The sequence below is a fragment of the Pyxidicoccus fallax genome, assembly GCF_012933655.1.
Lineage (GTDB): Bacteria > Myxococcota > Myxococcia > Myxococcales > Myxococcaceae > Myxococcus > Myxococcus fallax.
In genome coordinates this window covers 1-16,415 of record NZ_JABBJJ010000282.1, presented here as the reverse complement: position 1 = coordinate 16,415, position 16,415 = coordinate 1, and the positions used below count along the sequence as shown (strand labels likewise).

Here is a 16,415-nt window from a genome sequence, read left to right as displayed (position 1 = left end):
GGACCGGGCGGGTGCGGGTCATGCCCAAGCTCGATCCGACCTCGGGTGGTGGTTTCGGGGTGAGCACGCCCGGGGCCGTCGAGGGCCATTACTTCTTCCATTTCTACTACCTTCGCGCCGATAGCGGCTGGGAACCCGAGGCGCTGTGGCGGAGCGACGGCACCCCGGATGGAACGTACCGGCTCGTCGGCCCCCAGCAGCAGCCGGTGAGTTCCCGGGCGGCGCGATGGACGTCCGTGGGCGGGAGCGCCTTCTTCGCCGCCGAGGATGACACCGGCGGTCGCGGGCTGTGGAAGACGGATGGCACCCCGGGCGGCACCTCGAAGGTGAAGGACCTGATGTCAGGCGTCCTGGATGCCGAGAACGGAGACCCGGATGCCATCGTGAGACGCGAGGATGGGACGCTCTTCATCCTGTCGCGGCAGGGCAGCGGCCGGAATCAAACCTACAGATTGTGGAAGAGCGACGGCACCGAGGCGGGCACCGTCCTGCTCAAGGAGTTCGAGGCGTCGTATGCCTACGCGACCCTCCTCCAGAGGGTGGGGGACACCGTGTACTTCCCTGCCCAGGACGCGGCCCACCCCGGCCTCGAGTTGTGGAAGACGGACGGCACCGAGGCGGGCACCGTGCGGGTGAAGGACATCCGCCCGGGGCTCGGGAGCTCGGACCCCTCGGACCTGTGGGCGGTGGGCAGCACGCTCTACTTCGTCGCCAATGATGGCCAGAGCGGCCGGGAGCTGTGGAAGACGGACGGCACCGAGGCGGGCACGGTGCGGGTGAAGGACCTCCACCCGGGCGAGGCCGACGGCGTGAGGGATTGGAACGAGCGGACGCACTTCGCCGTCGTGGGCACCACGCTCTACTTCCTGGCCGATGACGGAACTCACGGTCTCGAGCCGTGGAAGACGGACGGGACGGAGGCGGGCACGGTGCTTCTCGAGGACCTCCGGCCGGGCGCCGAGGATGGCGCCATGGCGCTGTACCCGGTGGGCGGCACGCTCTACCTCGTGGCGGACGACGGCGTGCATGGCTACGAGCCGTGGAAGAGCGACGGCACGCCGGAGGGGACGGTGCTGCTCAAGGACATCGTCCCCGGCGCGGGCAGCGGCTTCGGCGCGGGCTTCTCTCGGCTGGGCGAGGGTGTCTTCTTCCTGGCCTACACCCCGGAGCATGGCATCGAGCCGTGGAAGACGGACGGGACGGAGGCGGGGACGGCGCTCATCAAGGACGTGCTCCCCGGGGCGGGCAGCAGCCTCCGCGAGCTCACCCCGGGGCCGTTGTCGCTGGAGGACCGGGGCCTCGTCGTCTTCGCGGCGTCGGACGGCACGTCGGGCGAGGAGGTCTGGGTCACGGATGGCACGCCGGAGATGACCGAGCGCGTCGCGGACGTCGCGCCGGGCGCGGCCTCCTCGGTGCCTCGTGACATGGTCCGGCTGGGAGAGCGGCTCCTGTTCACGGCCCTCGACTCCACGGCGGGCATCGAGCCGCACGCGCTCCCGCTGCCCGTGTGGAAGGACCGGCGGCCTCCGGCGGTCACCTGTCCGGCCGCCGTCACCGCGGAAGCGACGGAGGCCTCGGGCACGGCGGTGACCTATCCGCCCGCGACGGCCACCGACGCCGTGAGCGAGCCCACGCTGCGCTACAGCGCCGCCTCGGGCAGCACCTTCCCGGTGGGGACGACGCAGGTGACGGTGACGGCGGCGGACGCGGCGGGCAACGAGAGCCAGTGCACGTTCAACGTCACCGTGACGCGCCGCGAGGAAGCGGCCCCCCTGCCCGAGGCCTCCGAGTCCGAGGGCTGTGCCTGCAGGGCCTCGGGCGCCTCCGGCTCGGCGGGCCTGTGGAGCCTGCTGGCGCTGCTCGCGGGGGCTTCGATGCGGCGGCGGAGGTCCGCGCCTCGCGCCAGCGCGTGACGGGCGCTCCAGGAACCGCGGGCCGTGAGGGCAGGGCGGCCCCGCGGTCCCTGGAGGCACGCTCGAACGTGCGACGAGAAGATCTCGCCGTGGGGAACCTCTCCCGCATACACTGCAAGTGCCACGTAATTGCACGTGGAGTCTTGCTACCAAAGAGAGAACCATGGCATCGCGCAGGAGACTTCCTGGCCGTATGGGTGCGCTGTTCGCGGGTGCGTTTCTGGCGATGGCGCCGGGCGTGAGCGTCGCCGCGCCCCTGCTCATCACCTCCGCGTATCCGGAGGCCTCCACCGGACGGCTCTATGTCTACGGTGAGGGTTTCGGAACGACGGCACCTTCCGCCGTCTTCGCGGGTCTGCCCGTTTCGGTGGTGGCCCATACGGATACGACGCTGACGCTCTCCATTCCGTTCGGCCTGCTCAACAACTCGGGGACCTACCTCGTCAGTGTGTCGCGCGGGACCACTCCGGAGGACAAGTCCGCCCTGGGCGTGACGGTCGGGCATCAAGGCGCCCAGGGCCCCGCGGGTCCCCAGGGCCCGGCGGGCCCCGCGGGCGCGACGGGTCCTCAGGGCGCGACGGGGCCCCAGGGGCCGGCGGGTCCCCAGGGCCCGGCGGGTCCCCAGGGTGACACGGGAGCGCAGGGGCTCAGGGGCGACACCGGCGCGCAGGGGCCCAAGGGCGACAAGGGCGACACCGGCCCCGTGGGCCCTCAGGGACCCGCCGGAGGGGGAGCGGATTGCCCCGTTCAGTCCGCGAGCGGCTCCAGCAGGGAAGGGGGGTTCGTGACCGGGCCCGGTACGCGCATCGGGGGCACCGTCAACATCCCCGCGCTGGCCGCCGGTCAGATCTTCGTCCAACCGGGGCTGCTGACCTCGGGTAGCTCCGGGTACACCTACGGCAAGTTCCTCGTCCAGTGCCGCAATGGCACGTCGACTGTCTTGGATGTCTACCACCCGCACAACTAGCGGATGAGTCCCGTTCGCCTGCCTCCATCCGGGGACAGGCGAACGGCTTCTCGAGTCCGCCGTTGCGTTCAAGCGCGTGGTCCGAGGGCTTCCTATCCTCGGACGTATGAACCCTCACCTGCAGCCCCTCCAAACGCTCGTCACGCATACCGCGTGGGCCAACCGACAGCTCTTCGCCGCACTTCGCGACGTCGACTCCTTCGAGTCGCAGAAGGGTGCTGACTTGATCGTGCGGGTCCTCGACCACGTCCACGTCGTCAGCCGCATCTTCCAAGCCCACCTCCAGGGTGTCTCGCACGGTTACACGTCGACACAGAGCGCGGTCCTTCCCACGCTCGCGGAGCTCGATCACGGCTCCGAGCTCATCGACCGCTGGTACGTGGACACCACGGCGTCGCTTGGGCCGGAGGAACTCGAACGGCCTCGCGATGTGCGCTTCACCGACGGGAAGGTCGTGACGATGACCGCCGCCGCGATGATCCTCCACGTGGTGACCCACACGATCCATCATCGCGGAAACGTGGACGCCGTCATGTATCAGGTCGGCCTGCCGCGCCGGAGGGACGGGCTCCCCGAGTTCCTCGTCAGTCGAGCGTCCGCCACGTGATCGAGCTCAGCCCCTGTGTCGGGGTCATGCCGAACTGCTCCCGGAAGACGCGGCTCAGGTGGGCGCTGTCCGCGAACCCGGCGGCGGCCGCGGCATCACTCAGGCTTGCTCCGCCTTCCACCTCGGCGATGGCGCGGCGCAGGCGCCTCCACCGCAGATACGCGCGCATCGGGAGCCCGACGTCACGTGCGAAGGCATGCCGCATCTGCCGCGGTGAGAGCCCGGCCTCGTGCGAGAGGCTCGCGAGGTTCACGGGGTCGGAGCCATCGAGATACCCGCACATCCGACGTGCCGCCGGGTGTCGCGGCTCCGGTGGCTGCTCCAGGTCGACGGCGGAGAGAATCGAGGCCATGAGCGCCCGTGCCAGCTCCGGCGTGGGATGACGAGGGACGCTCACGTCGAGCGTGTCGCGGCCCCACGTCTCGCACCGAGGCTCGGCGTCACGAGAGAGCCTTCGGCTCGCCACGTCGTCTCCGTCGAGGAACAGAAGCGCGCCATGTGCACACGCACCATGCCCGTGGGGCATGCGAGGGGGAATGACGGCCGCGCGGGTGTGAATGCGCCCGTTGGCACCGTCTTCGATGTCCAGCCCCTGTGGCGCCATGACGATCTGGGCCGCGTGGTGCGCGTGGCGCTTCGAGGCAACGAGGGGGCCCACGTAGAGCACTCGCGTCCCCGAAACGAACATCGTGCCGTCCAACCGTGCCGGCGTGCTCAACGGCTCCATCCGCTGGTCCATGGTTTCCCATCCTAACCCAGACGCTTGGGCGACCTTGATACGTGTTGCCCATGGAGGTCGTCCAGTGAGTCGCTACACCACTACGTCGGCTGGCCAGGTGGCTGAGTTCTCGCCGAGCGAGAGCGCGAGGACTCCCGCGGAAGACCTGCGAGGCCTCCGAGGTCTCGGTGTCCTCCTCCGCTCCCAGCGTGCGCTCGTGTCGGTTTCGGCGGCGTGCTCCGTCGTCGCGACGGCGCTCGGCCTCATCCCGTTCTTCTGCGTGGCGAAGATGGCGACCGCGATCTACGAGGAGCCACCCCGTCTCGGTGACGTCCGCGACCTCGCCTTCGTGGCCGTGGGCGCCGTGGCGGCAAGGTACGTCGCGGCGGCGATCAGCTCGATGGTCGCGCACGTCGCGGCCTTCCGCGTCATGCACGACCTGCGACTTCGCATCCCAAGGAAGCTCGGCGACGTGCCTCTCTCGTTCTTCGCGACGCGGACGAGTGGCGAGCTCAAGCGGGCGATGATGGACGACGTCAACCAGATTGAATCGTTTCTCGCACACCACTTCCCCGACGCCGCCGCGGCCGCCGCCGTGCCGCTGGCCACCGCGCTCGCACTGGTCGCCGTCGATTGGCGAATGGCGTTGGCGAGCATCGCCATGGCTCCGTTCGCGTTCCTCGCGATGGCCATCGCGATGCGCGACGTCGACGCCGCGAACAAGAAGTGGTTCGAGCTCCAGGACCGCACGAACAACTCCGTGCTCGAGTACTTCCGAGGGATTCACGTCATCAAGACATTCGGGCTGACGGCGAAGACCTTCGGCGACCTGTCTCGCTCGATCGAGGACGGCCTCGCATGGATGGTCGACTTCATGCGGACCAACGGTCGTGGCTACGGGGTTTTCGGCGCGCTCCTCGGATCGAGCCTCGTGGTCCTCATGCCAGTCGGGGGCTGGCTCCACCTTCGCGGCTCGCTCTCGCTGGGGGATCTGGTGCTCTTCCTGATTCTTGGACCGCAGCTCCTCACCTCGCTCCTGCGGCTGGTGTTCGCCTGGGGGAACGTGCAGCGGACCGAGGAGGGTAACGCGCGGATCGCATCCATCCTGGGGGCGCCGGACCTTGCCTGGCCGTTCCGTGAGGCGCGGACGCCCGCCGACAACGGCATCGCGTTTCACGACGTGCGCTTCCGCTACGACGACGGTGGCCAGGAGGCGCTTGCGGGCGTCACCTTCGAGGCCCGAGCGGGAACGGTGACGGCGCTGGTCGGTCCGTCAGGGGCCGGCAAGACGACGATTGCCCGTCTCGTGCCCCGGCTCTGGGAGCCTGGCGGCGGCATCGTCTCCATCGGTGGCGTGGACGTGCGCGAGCTTCCGCTCGACGCGCTCCTCGCGCGCATCGCCGTGGTGTTTCAGGAGGTGTTCCTCTTCCACGGGACGGTCCGGGAGAACCTCCTGCTCGCGAAGCCCGATGCGACCGAAGAGGAGCTCGCCCGTGCATGCCGTGCCGCGCGTGCCGACGCGTTCATCCGGGCACTTCCAAAGGGGTACGACACGCTCCTCGGCGAGCGCGGTGCGCGCCTCTCCGGAGGGGAGAAGCAGCGCCTCTCCATCGCACGGGCGCTCTTGAAGGACGCGCCGATCCTCATCCTGGACGAGGCGACCGCGTTCGCCGACGCCGAAAACGAGGCACTCATCCAGGAGGCGCTCGCCGAGCTCTGTCGCGGCCGCACGGTCCTCGTGATTGCCCACCGGCTGTCGACCATCGCCACCGCGGACCGCATCGTGGTGCTGCGGAGTGGACGGGTGGAAGGGCAGGGGACGCATGGCGAGCTCCTGGAGCGCTGCGAGCTCTATCGCGCGATGTGGGAGGGCCATACCGCGTCGCTCGACTGGTCCCTCGACGCCCGTGTGTCCGGGCCGGTGCCGGAGGTGGCTTCATGATTCGCGATCTCGTCTCCCTCGGCACCAGGCTTGCCGGCCGCTCGGATCCGCGCCTCGGGCGCGGCCTCGCATTCGCGGTCTTCGAGGCGCTCGCGGCAGCCGCGCCGTTCGTGCTCGTGCTCGCTTTTGTCCGTGAGGCGCTCGAGCGGCGGCTCACGCTCGAACGCGTCTGGCTCCTCTCCGGTCTCGCGCTCGCGACCGTGTTCGTCCGGATGGCGTTCGCGCGACCGGCGATGGCGAACATCTTCATCGCGACGCACGCGCTCATGGGGAGGACGCGCTTGCGCATCGCCGATCACCTGCGTCGCCTCCCGATGGGCTTCTTCGGCTCACGGCGCTCGGGCGAGCTCGCGGGCATCCTCACCACGGACATCGCGCTCGTCGAAGACATCTGGTCCCACCTCCTGGGAATCTTCGCCGCGGGTTTCATCCAGCCCTTCATCGTCGGCGCGGCCCTCTGCTTCCTCGACTGGCGCCTCGGCCTTGCCGTCATCGTGACGCTCCCGCTCGCCGTCGGTGCGCTCGCGGCGACGACGCCGGTGTTCCTTCGCCACATGTCGAGCGTCTTCGAGGCGACGGCCGATGCGAACGCGCGCATCGTCGAGTACGTGCAAGGCATCGCCGTCTTGCGCGCCTTCGGCCGCCATGGCGACGGATACCGTCGTCTGACGGGAGCTCTCGAGAGGCTCCGCGATGCGCTCATCCGCGCGGAGGTGGCGCCGGCGCCGCTCCTCTCGATCTACGGCTTCGTCGTCGAGATGGGCTTCGTCTCGGTGGCCCTGGTCGGCAGCTACCTGATGCTCGGGGGAGCGCTCGACGCCGCGACGCTCCTCGTGTTTCTCGTCGTCTCGGCGGGCGTGACGCGGCAGCTCTCGGAGCTCGGCGTCGCGCTGCTCACCCTCCGCGCGGCACAGAAGGCGCTCCAGCGAATCGATGCGTTGCTCGCGGAGAAGCCTCTCGCGGAGCCTGGAGGAGCACCTCCGAGCATCGGGAGCTTCGACGTCTCCATCGAGGATGTCTCCTTCACCTACGAGGACGGCGCGGAGGCCGCGCTGTCGAACGTCAGCTTCACCCTCCCAGCGCGGAGGCTGACAGCCATCGTCGGTCGGTCGGGCTCGGGGAAGTCGACCCTCGTTCATCTCATCGCGCGGCTCTGGGACGTGCCGCGCGGGAGCGGAGCCATTCGCATCGGCGGCGTCGACGTGCGCGACATCCCGTTCGAGGAGCTCCATCGCCACCTCGCGATGGTCTTCCAGGACGTCGTCCTCTTCTCCGGCAGCGTGCTCGACAACATTCGCATCGGCAGGCCCGACGCCTCGCGTGACGAGGTGGTCCGAGCGGCCCGGGCCGCCCAGGCCCACGCGTTCATCGAGGCCTTGCCCAACGGCTACGACACGCGACTCGGCGAGGGCGGCGGCACGCTCTCGGGCGGCGAGAGGCAGCGGATCTCGATCGCCCGCGCCATCTTGAAGGACGCGCCGGTCGTGCTGCTCGACGAAGCGACGGCTTCAGTCGATGCATCCGCCGAAGCGGCGCTCCAGCGAGCCATCGACGAGCTCGTCAAGGACAAGACGGTCGTCGTGATCGCGCACCGGCTGCGCACGATCCGGCGCGCCGACCAGATCGTGGTCCTCGACGGCGGCCGCGTCGTCGAGACCGGAGACCACCACGCGCTCATCCTGAAGGACGGCACGTATGCGGCGCTCTGGCGCGAACAGGAGCGCGCGAAGGGGTGGCGTCTCGGCGGGGGCGTCTCGCGCGCGGAGCGAGCGCATGACTGAGCATGCGAGCGACCGCGCGCGACACGCGGTTCAGATGCTGAAGAACGTGCGGAGGGTGTCGTTGTGGAGGATTTCGTCGACCACCTTCGAGCGGCTGACCTGGAGTGGGTGCTCCAGGAAGACCCGCTGGTGGAGCTGCTCGACGGTGTCGATGACCTCCGACGACCTGCTGCGCGTGAGGGCCTCGATTTTGTCGACGTAGTCGGTGTTGAACATGAGGTGCTCCGGGTCCACCGCGCCGCTGCGCACGTAGGCTCGGGTCTTCTTGTCGCACCGACACGGGTTGGCCGCGTTGACGAGCCCGCAGCGCTGGTTCATCCAGCTGTACAGGTCCTTGCGCGCCCGGGAGAGCCGGACGCGGAAGTTCCCCGGAGAGATGTCCAGAAGCTCCCCGCCGAGCTGATGGTCCACCCCGAACAGCTCGCCGAGCACGTAGGTGATTCGCTGCTCACGGTCCAGGCACATCAACATGCCCGTCGTGCAGCGAATGCGTAGCTCCTCGACGGTACCGGCGGCGTCCCGCAGCTCCTGTGGAGTCATCGCCTCGTCCGGAACCGCTGCAATCCGGGCGAAGTAGGTCTCGAAGTCGTCGACGAGCACCTCCATCCCACGCCGGCGGCTCTTGAGGAGGTGATTGACGGTGAGCCGGTAGAGCCAGGTCCGGAACGCACTCTCCGCCCGGAAGGTGCGCAGGGAGGTGATGACCTTCACGAAGACCTCCTGGGTGAGGTCCTCGGCGTCCTCGCGCCGCCCGCACATCTTCAGCGACAGGTTGTAGACGAAGGGCTGGTGCCGGGCGACGAGCTCGCGCAGCGCGTCCTTGCTGCCGTCGACCGCGCGCGCCACGAGGCCGTGGTCGCCCTCGGTGTCGTACCCGGGGGAGAAGGGATTCTCGTCACGCGGCGTCATACCTGGCGCAGGCCTCCGTCGACCGCGAGTTCCGTGCCCGTGACATACGACGAATCCGGCGCCGCGAGGAACAGCACGGCGCGGGCAATCTCCTCGGGGCGGCCCCAGCGCTTCACCGGAATCTGCGCGGTGATGCTCGCCCCCGCGGCCTCGAGCTGCTCGGCGGGGAGTCCCAGCTTTCCCCACAGCGGGGTCTCGATGGCGCCGGGGCACACCGCGTTGACGCGAATGCCTCGCGGCGCGAGCTCGGCGGCGGCCACGCGGACGAGCGAACGGAGCGCCGCCTTCGTCATGCTCAGCACACTCGAACCCTCGAAGCCGATGCGGTTGAGCCACGACGTCGTCACCACCACCGACGCGCCGTCATTCAGGTGGGGGATGGCCTGCCGCAGCGTATTGAACGTCCCCTTCAGGTTCACCGAGACGAGCTCGTCGAACAGCGCCTCGGTGGTGTCGGCCAGGGGCATCAGCTTCACCACCGCCGCGTTCGCGAACAGGATGTCGATTCCGCCGAAGCGCTGGCGCGTCTCCTGGAACAGGCGCTCCAGGTCCGCCCCGCGCGTCACATCCCCCCGCACCGCATGGGCATTCGGACCGAGCGCCTTCACCGTCTCCGCCAGGCCCGCCTCCGAGCGAGCGAAGACAACGACCTTCGCCCCTTCCTCCGCGAGCAGCCGCGCGGTGGCGAGTCCGATTCCACTGGTGCCCCCGGTGATGACCGCGACCTTCTGAGCGAACCGCTTCATGTGCAACCTCCCGTGTTCGAGTTGGAGGTTGGACCCACGGGCCGCCAGGGTGTTACAGACGGCTCACCGCGCAGGCTGGAGACGGGCTCCGGCTGTGAGCTCGCCTTCGGCGGGCCCCCGGCGCTCGATGAGCGTCAGGGGCCCGAGAGCGAGGCGGGCTACCGCACCTCGGCGCACTTCGCCGGGCCGAGCGTGGCCTGGAAGTACCTGCCGTAGAGGTCCGGCGCGAGCGAGAAGTTGCAGGTGTTCACCGCGTCCGGCGCGAGGCCCGGGTGGGCCTGGAGGTAGCGCGCGATGTAGTCGCGCACGCCGTCCGCGGAGGTCCACAGCACGCGGCCCTCCTTGAACATGTCGTACCCGCCGCCGCCGCCGCCGCGGTAGTTGTTGAGGGCGACGCGGAACACCTGGTCGTCGGTGACGTCCCTGCCATTGAAGCGCAGGTGGGTGAGGCGCGAGCCGGCGGGCTTCGTCAGGTCATAGCCGTAGTCCACGCGCGAGTAGATGTCCCAGTTGAAGTCGGGCACGGACGGCGCGGTGGCCTTGGCGCCCTCGGGCCTCTCCGGCAGGGCATTGGCGTCCAGCTGGGCGAAGTAGTTCGCGTTCATCTCCAGCGCGCGCCGGAGGATGGAGCCATTGATTTCCATCACATACAGCGTGTTGTCGTAGATGTAGATGCTGTACGCGTCGCGCAGGGTGATGTCGCCCGCGGGCAGCGCGCCGTCGTTGGTGAAGATGGCCGCCAGGGACAGGTCCACGTCGTGGCCCGCCTCGTGCGCGGCCTCCTCCTGGACGGTGTTGATGAGGTCCGCCAGCGGGCTGTCCACGTAGCGCGCGGCGAAGCCGCCGGGGAACGTCGCGGTGGTGGAGCCAATCTTCTGGTTCACGTAGGCCACGGTGGTGTCGTGGTACTGCTGGGTGAGGCGCGTGACGGTGGGGTCCTCGGCCACCTTTTCGTCCACCGCGAGCAGCTGCGAGTCATGGGCACCCACGCCCCAGACGCCCGCGTTCCAGGTGACCTTCAGCTGCACGGTGGCCAGGTGGCTGCCCCAGCGGTTGGGCTGGGTGAGCAGCACCTCGCGGCCGTCCTTGTTCTTCAGCAGCATCTTCGGGATGGGCTGGTGCGTGTGGCCGGTGAGGAGCACGTCCACGCCGGGCACCTCCTGGGCAATCTGCACGGCCTCGTTTTCACCCGGGAGGCTGCCGCGGTCCGCCCACTTCGTGGGGTCCGCGTAGTCCGCGAGCCACGAGGCCGGGTTGCTCGCGGACCCGGTGGGCTGCTTGTCCGGGCCGCTGTGGATGGCCACGATGATGACCGTCGCACCCGCGGCCTTCATCTTCGGCACGTAGACCTTCGCGGTCTCCAGGGGGTCATCGAAGCGCAGGCCGGGGATGTTCTCCGGGCGCTCCCAGGTGGTGACACCGGGCGTGACGAGCCCGAGGATGCCGACCTTCACGCCGCAGACACTCTGGAGGACGTAGGGGGTGAAGGCCTCGGAGCCGTCCGAGGTGTGGCGTACGTTGGCGCCGAGGAGGGGGAAGTTCACCTCGCTCTTGAACTTCTCGAGGACGCCGAGGCCGTAGTTGAACTCGTGGTTGCCCAGGGCCATGGCGGTGTAGCCCAGCTCGTTCATGGCCGTGGCCATGGGGTGCTTTGGGGCGTTGTCGACGAGCGAGTAGTAGGTGCCGAGCGGCGTACCCTGGATGGTGTCACCGGTGTCGAAGAGCAGGGTGCAGTCGGGGTTCTTCGCGCGCTCCTGCTGCACGAGCGTGGCCACCTTGGCGAGGCCACGCCTCGCGTCCGGCCTCCCGGTGAAGTAGTCCCACGGGAAGATGTTGGTGTGCAGGTCGCTCGTCTGGAGCAGCGTGATGGTGCGCGGCGAGAAGTCCCCCGTGGGCGCCGGGACTTTCACGGGCTCTTCGTCGGTGGAGGATCCGCAGGCCGTGAGGAGCGAGCAGGCGCCGGCCAGGCAGAGCGCGAAGGTGCGCAGTGTGCGCACGGGGAGGAGGGAACGCATCAGGGAACCTCGGGGATGAGCCACCAGGAGGAAGCTCCCGGCGCGGCGCCCTATGTATCCCGCGCGAACGCGCCCGCCAACACTCCGCGTCACGCGGGTCGCGGCTTCGTGACGGCTGGCATCGCATGCAGCCCCCGGCCGATGCCCGGGCTCGCCGTGCCGGGAGGGCAACCACGCCTGCCGGGCAATCGACCTTGCGCCGCCACAGCGTCTGTAACGCCTTCTCGCGGGCGTCGGCCCTCACTACACTCGGACGCCGTGGCCAGCGCAGCGGAGATCGTCCGCCATCACGAATACGACCCGAACGGCGTGGAATACTTCGTACCCCCGCCGACGAGCGACCACATCCAGGTGGTTCCGTACGACCCGTCCTGGCCGGACGCGTTCGCGGACCTCGCCGCACGGATCCGCGCCGCGCTCGGTGAGGTGGCGCTCTCGATCGAGCACGTCGGCTCCACCTCCGTGCCGGGCCTGCCCGCCAAGCCAATCATCGACATCGACGTGACCGTTCCCGACTCCAGGGACGAGGACGCCTACCGCCCGGCCTTCGAGGCCGCGGGCTTCCCGGTGCTGTTCCGCGAGCCGGTCTTCCACGAGCACCGGTTCGCCCGCAGCGACTCACCGCGCGCCAACATCCACATCTGGAGCCCTGACTGTCCCGAAGCCATCCGGCACCGGATGCTGCGGGACTGGCTCATCGCACACCCGGAGGACCGCGAGCGGTACGCCGCGGCGAAGTTCGCGTCGGCGCAGCAGATCAACGCGAAGGGCGGCAGGGTGATGGACTACAACCAGCGCAAGCAGCCGGTCATCCGCGACATCCTGGACCGGATGTTCCGAGCCCATGGGCTCATCGACTGACCCGCCGGCATCGCCGCCAGCCATCCACGTCGTGACTTCGCACGGCGTTGCGACTCCGTGACAACGACGTACCTGTAAAATCACGTGATACGTGAATGTCGCGTGAAGCGAGTCAGCCGGACGTGGTAGCTGCGGGGCTCCCCCCAATCCGCGAGCCGCTGGCTCGCGGGAGGTTCGCCCGCATGTCCTCCGCGTCCCTGAAGTCGCTGCTTGGCGGCGTCATCCTCCTGGCTTCGCCCCTCGCACTGGCTGACAGCACCACCAGCATCCCCGCGTTCGAGGCGAAGATTTCCGCGGCCCGCACCGCCACCAGTCCTGGCGGCACCACCATCCTCCGCGAGGAGATGGCGGAGGCGCTCCAGCGCTTCTTCGAGACCCGCACCGGCGTCGTGGATGCGGCCGAGCGCGCCTACCTGGGCACGAAGGTGAACGACGCCACCTTCCTCACCGGCGTCGCCGCCGATGCGAAGCAGTACCTCGACGCCTTCTACGAGCTGAACGACGCGGCCACCACCGCCGCCCCGCTGTACCTCGGCTATCTGCAGGAATCCCCCGCCGACCTGTACGGCGCGGACGGCCCGTTGGCCCAGGCCTCCACCATCGTCGAGGGCTTCATCCCCTACGGCCAGGGCGTGGCCAACCAGCTCACGTTGCTCACGGCCATCCAGAACTCGCAGGAGCTGGGTTACGGCAGCCCGTACGTCTTCGTCCCCATCACCCAGAGCGAGCTCGAGGCAACGCTGTCCGGCACGGCCGGCTACGACTACGAGACGCCGTCGCAGGAAGAGGTCGACGGCGCCGCGGCCTTCATCACGTACATCTCCCGTAACAGCAACCGCCTCTACAAGGCTGACTGGGCGTGCTTCCGCGGCTGCCAGGGCGACGTGGGCGGCTACATCATCGCCTCGGTGAGCACCGACCGCCGCTTCGTGCGCGTGGTGAAGGTCGTCACCTGGGTGGAATGACGCGGCGAAACCTCTGCCCGCGTCTCCCGAGAATGTAACGCATTTCGGCTCCGCCCCCGCGAAGCAGGGGCGGGGCCTCACACCCGGGCATCCCGCCCGAAAAGGCAGGTCATCCAACCATGCGCAATCTCCCCCTCCGCTCCCTCCTGGCGAGCGCCACGCTCCTCGCGGGCCCCGCGGCCCTCGCCGACAGCACCAACACCATCTCTGACTTCGACGAGAGGATTGGTGTCGCACGCCAGGCCTCCAGCCCCAGCGGCGCCACCGTCACCCGCGCGGAGATGAAGGCCGCGGTGGACCTGTTCCTCAAGGACGACCAGCAGGTGGACGCCGCCGAGCGCGCGCACATGGGCGCGAAGCTGGCCAGCAGCACCTTCCTCACCGGCGTCACCGGCGCGGCGAGGAAGTACCTCATCGACACCCACGAGCTGAACGACACCGCCACCACCGCCGCGCCGTTGGGCAACTTCCCCGTGAGTCAGCCGCCCGCCGAGCTGTACGGCGCCGAGGGTGACCTCGCCCTCTACTCCGAGATTCGCGAGGGCTACATCCCCAACGGCCAGGGCGTGGCCAACCAGCTGACGCTGGTGGAGACCTTCAACAACAACTCCGGTCTCTACGTGAAGCGGGTGAACTACTTCACGCCCATCTCCACGCAGGAGCTCATCGAGCGGCTCAGCACGCAGTACATCACCACCCAGCCCACCGTGGACGAGGTGGAGGGCGCGCTGGCGTACATCCATCAAATCTATCGCAACAGCAGCCGGCTCTACATCGCGAGCTATACCTACAGCTACTACAGCGGCTGGACCGAGGGCTTCGTCGTGGCGGCGGTGAGCAGCGACCGGCGCTTCGTCCGGTTCGTGGACGTGCTGACCTACGGCGAGTAGCCGCGAGGGCCGGTGACACCTCCGGCCGGACGGCACATGCCGCACGGTGACCTGGGGCGCCGTGCACCTGGAGGTGCACGTGCGCCGCATCGTGTGCCGGAATGCCCGGACTCGTACGAAGTGCACTCTCTCGGTGGCCTTCCGCCCGTAGGCTGTCCGGAGCACCGGTTGCCGAGAGGAGTGAGCCTGGATGGATCCAACGTTGTTGCCCTTCGCCCTCATGTTGGGGGTGCCCCTGCTGGTGGCCGCGCTCGTGTTCATCTGGCTGTTCAGCCGCGTCGCGTCGGTGGCCGCCTTCATCTCGCACGTGGAGGCGAACCCGCTCGAGGGGTGGGGCCGGGTCGACGTGGTGGAGCGCAGCACCGCGCGCTATGGGGGCCAACGCCTCCTGCGCATCCAGTTGACCGTCTTCCCGTCCGGAGGAGCCGCCTACGGCGCGACCACCCGCTGCTTCCAGGACCTGAGCGTCGGCACCTTGCTGGCCATCGCGGACCGGGGGCAGCGCGTGCCCGTGCTCATCCGGGCCGACAATCCCTCCAAGGTCATCCTGGATACGCGCTCCGAGCGCATGTCCCGTGAGGGACTCGTGCAACGCAGCGCCGTCGAGTATCGCTGAGGCGCCTCCTGACCCCCCTCTACGCGACCATGGCCCACTCGGCGAGCGCGCCGCGGTCGGTGCTCGCCTGGGATGGAGCGCTGTCGCAAGCCGGGACGCTCTCCCGCCGCGAGCTGGAGCAGCTGAACCTGGAGGCGGCGCGCGCGGCCCTGCCGGAGGTTTGAGTTCCACGGGGGAGGGCAGGGGGCCGATGGTGCGCGGTACACTGCGAGGCTCCGATGCGGCCCTTCGTCCTGTTCGGCGCCTCCCACCTCGCGGCGTTGCTGGTCATCTCACTGACCGCCGTGGGGTTGGTGTGGCTCGTGCGCCGGCACCCGGCGACCGCGACGCCAACCCGGTACGGTCTTGCCCTGGCGCTCGTGGGGCTCGCGGTGGCGGTGCTGGTCCTCGAGCGCCGCGCGGGCACGTCATGGGCGTACCTCGCGCCCCTGCACCTCTGCGACGCGGCCATCCTGCTGGGCGTCTGGGCGCTCCTCACACGACACCGGCTCGCCATCGAGATCCTCTACTTCTGGGCCTGCGCGGGCACTGTGCTCGCGCTGCTCACCCCCGACCTGGGACACGACTTCCCCCACCCGCACTTCCTCTCCTACTTCTCGCTGCATGGCGCGGTGGTGGTGGCGGCGCTGCTGCTGGTGGCGGGGCTGGGGTACGGGCCCCGGCCCGGCGCGGTGTGGCGGGCCCTGCTGTGGACCCATGTCTACGCGGTGGCGGTGGGGGTGGTGAACGTGGCCTTCGGTACCAACTTCCTCTACCTGTGCGCGAAGCCCCTCGCGCCCACACCGCTCGACTGGTTCGGCCCCTGGCCCGTCTACCTCCTCGTCGGCTCGTTCGTGGCGCTCGGCCTCTTCACGCTGCTGGCGCTGCCCTTCCGGCGGAAGGCGGGACCTGGCCGCGGACCCTCGGCGTGAGCATGGCAGCGGGTGTACCCAGGTGAGAGGACTTACGCGCTGAGACAGGGCTCCGCGGAGCAGCCTGCGGATTCTCTGCATCATTTTCGTCCTCGTCGGCTCCATGAGGGTGCGGCGTCGCGACTGGAACCCCCAGGCGGCAACATCCACACCCTGTAGCTCCTCGAAAAGCCAGCCCTCCCAGGTGAATGGACTGCCCGCCATCAAGGCCATCGCGGCGGGTATCGCCCACTCACTGGCGCTGGACGTGAGCGGCAACGTGTGGGCGTGGGGCCAGAACGCCTCCGGGCAGGCGGGGCTCGGTACCACCGGTGGCACGGTGCTGGTGCCGACGAGGGTGACGGCGTTGTCCGGCATCCAGGCCATCGCGGCCAATGGGAACTTCTCGCTCGCGCTGGGGGAGGATGGCCGGCTGTGGGCCTGGGGGCAGAATGCGTCCGGGCAACTGGGCAAGGGTGCCGCTAGCGCTTCGGTGCCCACGCCGAGCGTGGTGTCGGGCCTGCCCACCCTCCGCTCCATCACCGCAGGCGTCAACCATGTGCTGGCGCTGGACGCGGAGGGCAGGGTGTGGGGG

General features: G+C 69.3%; 16 protein-coding genes. 12 read left to right on the top strand and 4 right to left on the bottom strand.

The genetic code is table 11. The features are described from left to right. The 3 genes from HG543_RS39835 to HG543_RS39825 form a co-directional block, all read left to right on the top strand. Nucleotides 1-1,913 (top strand): ELWxxDGT repeat protein (locus HG543_RS39835; RefSeq protein WP_211194473.1); only part of this gene is annotated, 1,913 nt, incomplete at its 5' end. 193 nt (nucleotides 1,914-2,106) lie between these two features. Next, nucleotides 2,107-2,880, top strand: coding sequence for a collagen-like protein (locus HG543_RS56580; RefSeq protein ID WP_216673609.1), 774 nt, complete (start codon nucleotides 2,107-2,109; stop codon nucleotides 2,878-2,880). 106 nt (nucleotides 2,881-2,986) lie between these two features. Further along, nucleotides 2,987-3,487, top strand: a complete 501-nt coding sequence (locus HG543_RS39825) for a DinB family protein (RefSeq protein ID WP_246357627.1) — start codon at nucleotides 2,987-2,989, stop codon at nucleotides 3,485-3,487. Here the strand turns inward: HG543_RS39825 and HG543_RS39820 are convergent. After that, a complete protein-coding gene (locus HG543_RS39820; RefSeq protein ID WP_246357626.1) occupies nucleotides 3,465-4,226 on the bottom strand; it encodes a helix-turn-helix transcriptional regulator in 762 nt (253 codons plus the stop codon). The genes HG543_RS39825 and HG543_RS39820 overlap by 23 nt on opposite strands. A gap of 268 nt (nucleotides 4,227-4,494) precedes the next feature. On the opposite strand from HG543_RS39820, the gene HG543_RS39815 reads away from it, so the two are divergent. Further along, on the top strand, nucleotides 4,495-6,147 hold the full coding sequence (locus HG543_RS39815; protein WP_246357625.1) for an ABC transporter ATP-binding protein: 1,653 nt from the start codon (nucleotides 4,495-4,497) through the stop codon (nucleotides 6,145-6,147). Then, nucleotides 6,144-7,928: an ABC transporter ATP-binding protein gene (locus tag HG543_RS39810; protein ID WP_169350150.1), complete on the top strand. Its 1,785-nt coding sequence runs from the start codon at nucleotides 6,144-6,146 to the stop codon at nucleotides 7,926-7,928. The genes HG543_RS39815 and HG543_RS39810 overlap by 4 nt, the downstream gene beginning before the upstream one ends. Nucleotides 7,929-7,958: 30 nt before the next feature. Here HG543_RS39810 and HG543_RS39805 read toward each other — a convergent pair whose 3' ends face one another. The 3 genes from HG543_RS39805 to HG543_RS39795 form a co-directional block, all read right to left on the bottom strand. Further along, entirely contained in the window at nucleotides 7,959-8,837 is an 879-nt protein-coding gene (locus HG543_RS39805; protein ID WP_169350149.1) for an RNA polymerase sigma factor, read from the bottom strand. Beyond that, nucleotides 8,834-9,583: an SDR family oxidoreductase gene (locus HG543_RS39800; protein WP_169350148.1), complete on the bottom strand. Its 750-nt coding sequence runs from the start codon at nucleotides 9,581-9,583 to the stop codon at nucleotides 8,834-8,836. Before HG543_RS39800 ends, HG543_RS39805 begins: the two co-directional genes overlap by 4 nt. Before the next feature lie 158 nt (nucleotides 9,584-9,741). After that, nucleotides 9,742-11,598 carry a bifunctional metallophosphatase/5'-nucleotidase gene (locus HG543_RS39795; protein WP_169350147.1) on the bottom strand — a complete coding sequence of 619 codons (1,857 nt, stop codon included), beginning with the start codon at nucleotides 11,596-11,598 and terminating at the stop codon, nucleotides 9,742-9,744. Nucleotides 11,599-11,856: 258 nt separating this feature from the next. On the opposite strand from HG543_RS39795, the gene HG543_RS39790 reads away from it, so the two are divergent. The 7 genes from HG543_RS39790 to HG543_RS39765 form a co-directional block, all read left to right on the top strand. After that, nucleotides 11,857-12,459, top strand: a complete 603-nt coding sequence (locus tag HG543_RS39790) for a GrpB family protein (RefSeq protein WP_343073556.1) — start codon at nucleotides 11,857-11,859, stop codon at nucleotides 12,457-12,459. A gap of 182 nt (nucleotides 12,460-12,641) precedes the next feature. Continuing rightward, a complete protein-coding gene (locus tag HG543_RS39785; protein WP_169350145.1) occupies nucleotides 12,642-13,424 on the top strand; it encodes a hypothetical protein in 783 nt (260 codons plus the stop codon). 119 nt (nucleotides 13,425-13,543) lie between these two features. After that, nucleotides 13,544-14,314: a hypothetical protein gene (locus HG543_RS39780; protein ID WP_169350144.1), complete on the top strand. Its 771-nt coding sequence runs from the start codon at nucleotides 13,544-13,546 to the stop codon at nucleotides 14,312-14,314. A gap of 190 nt (nucleotides 14,315-14,504) precedes the next feature. Continuing rightward, complete coding sequence (locus HG543_RS39775; RefSeq protein ID WP_169350143.1) at nucleotides 14,505-14,930, top strand: hypothetical protein; 426 nt, start codon at nucleotides 14,505-14,507, stop codon at nucleotides 14,928-14,930. Nucleotides 14,931-14,959: 29 nt separating this feature from the next. After that, nucleotides 14,960-15,094, top strand: coding sequence for a hypothetical protein (locus HG543_RS56575; protein ID WP_281404518.1), 135 nt, complete (start codon nucleotides 14,960-14,962; stop codon nucleotides 15,092-15,094). Nucleotides 15,095-15,148: 54 nt separating this feature from the next. Continuing rightward, entirely contained in the window at nucleotides 15,149-15,841 is a 693-nt protein-coding gene (locus HG543_RS39770) for a YwaF family protein (protein ID WP_169350142.1), read from the top strand. Between the two features lie 184 nt (nucleotides 15,842-16,025). Continuing rightward, nucleotides 16,026-16,415 (top strand): RCC1 domain-containing protein (locus HG543_RS39765; protein WP_369334973.1); only part of this gene is annotated, 390 nt, incomplete at its 3' end.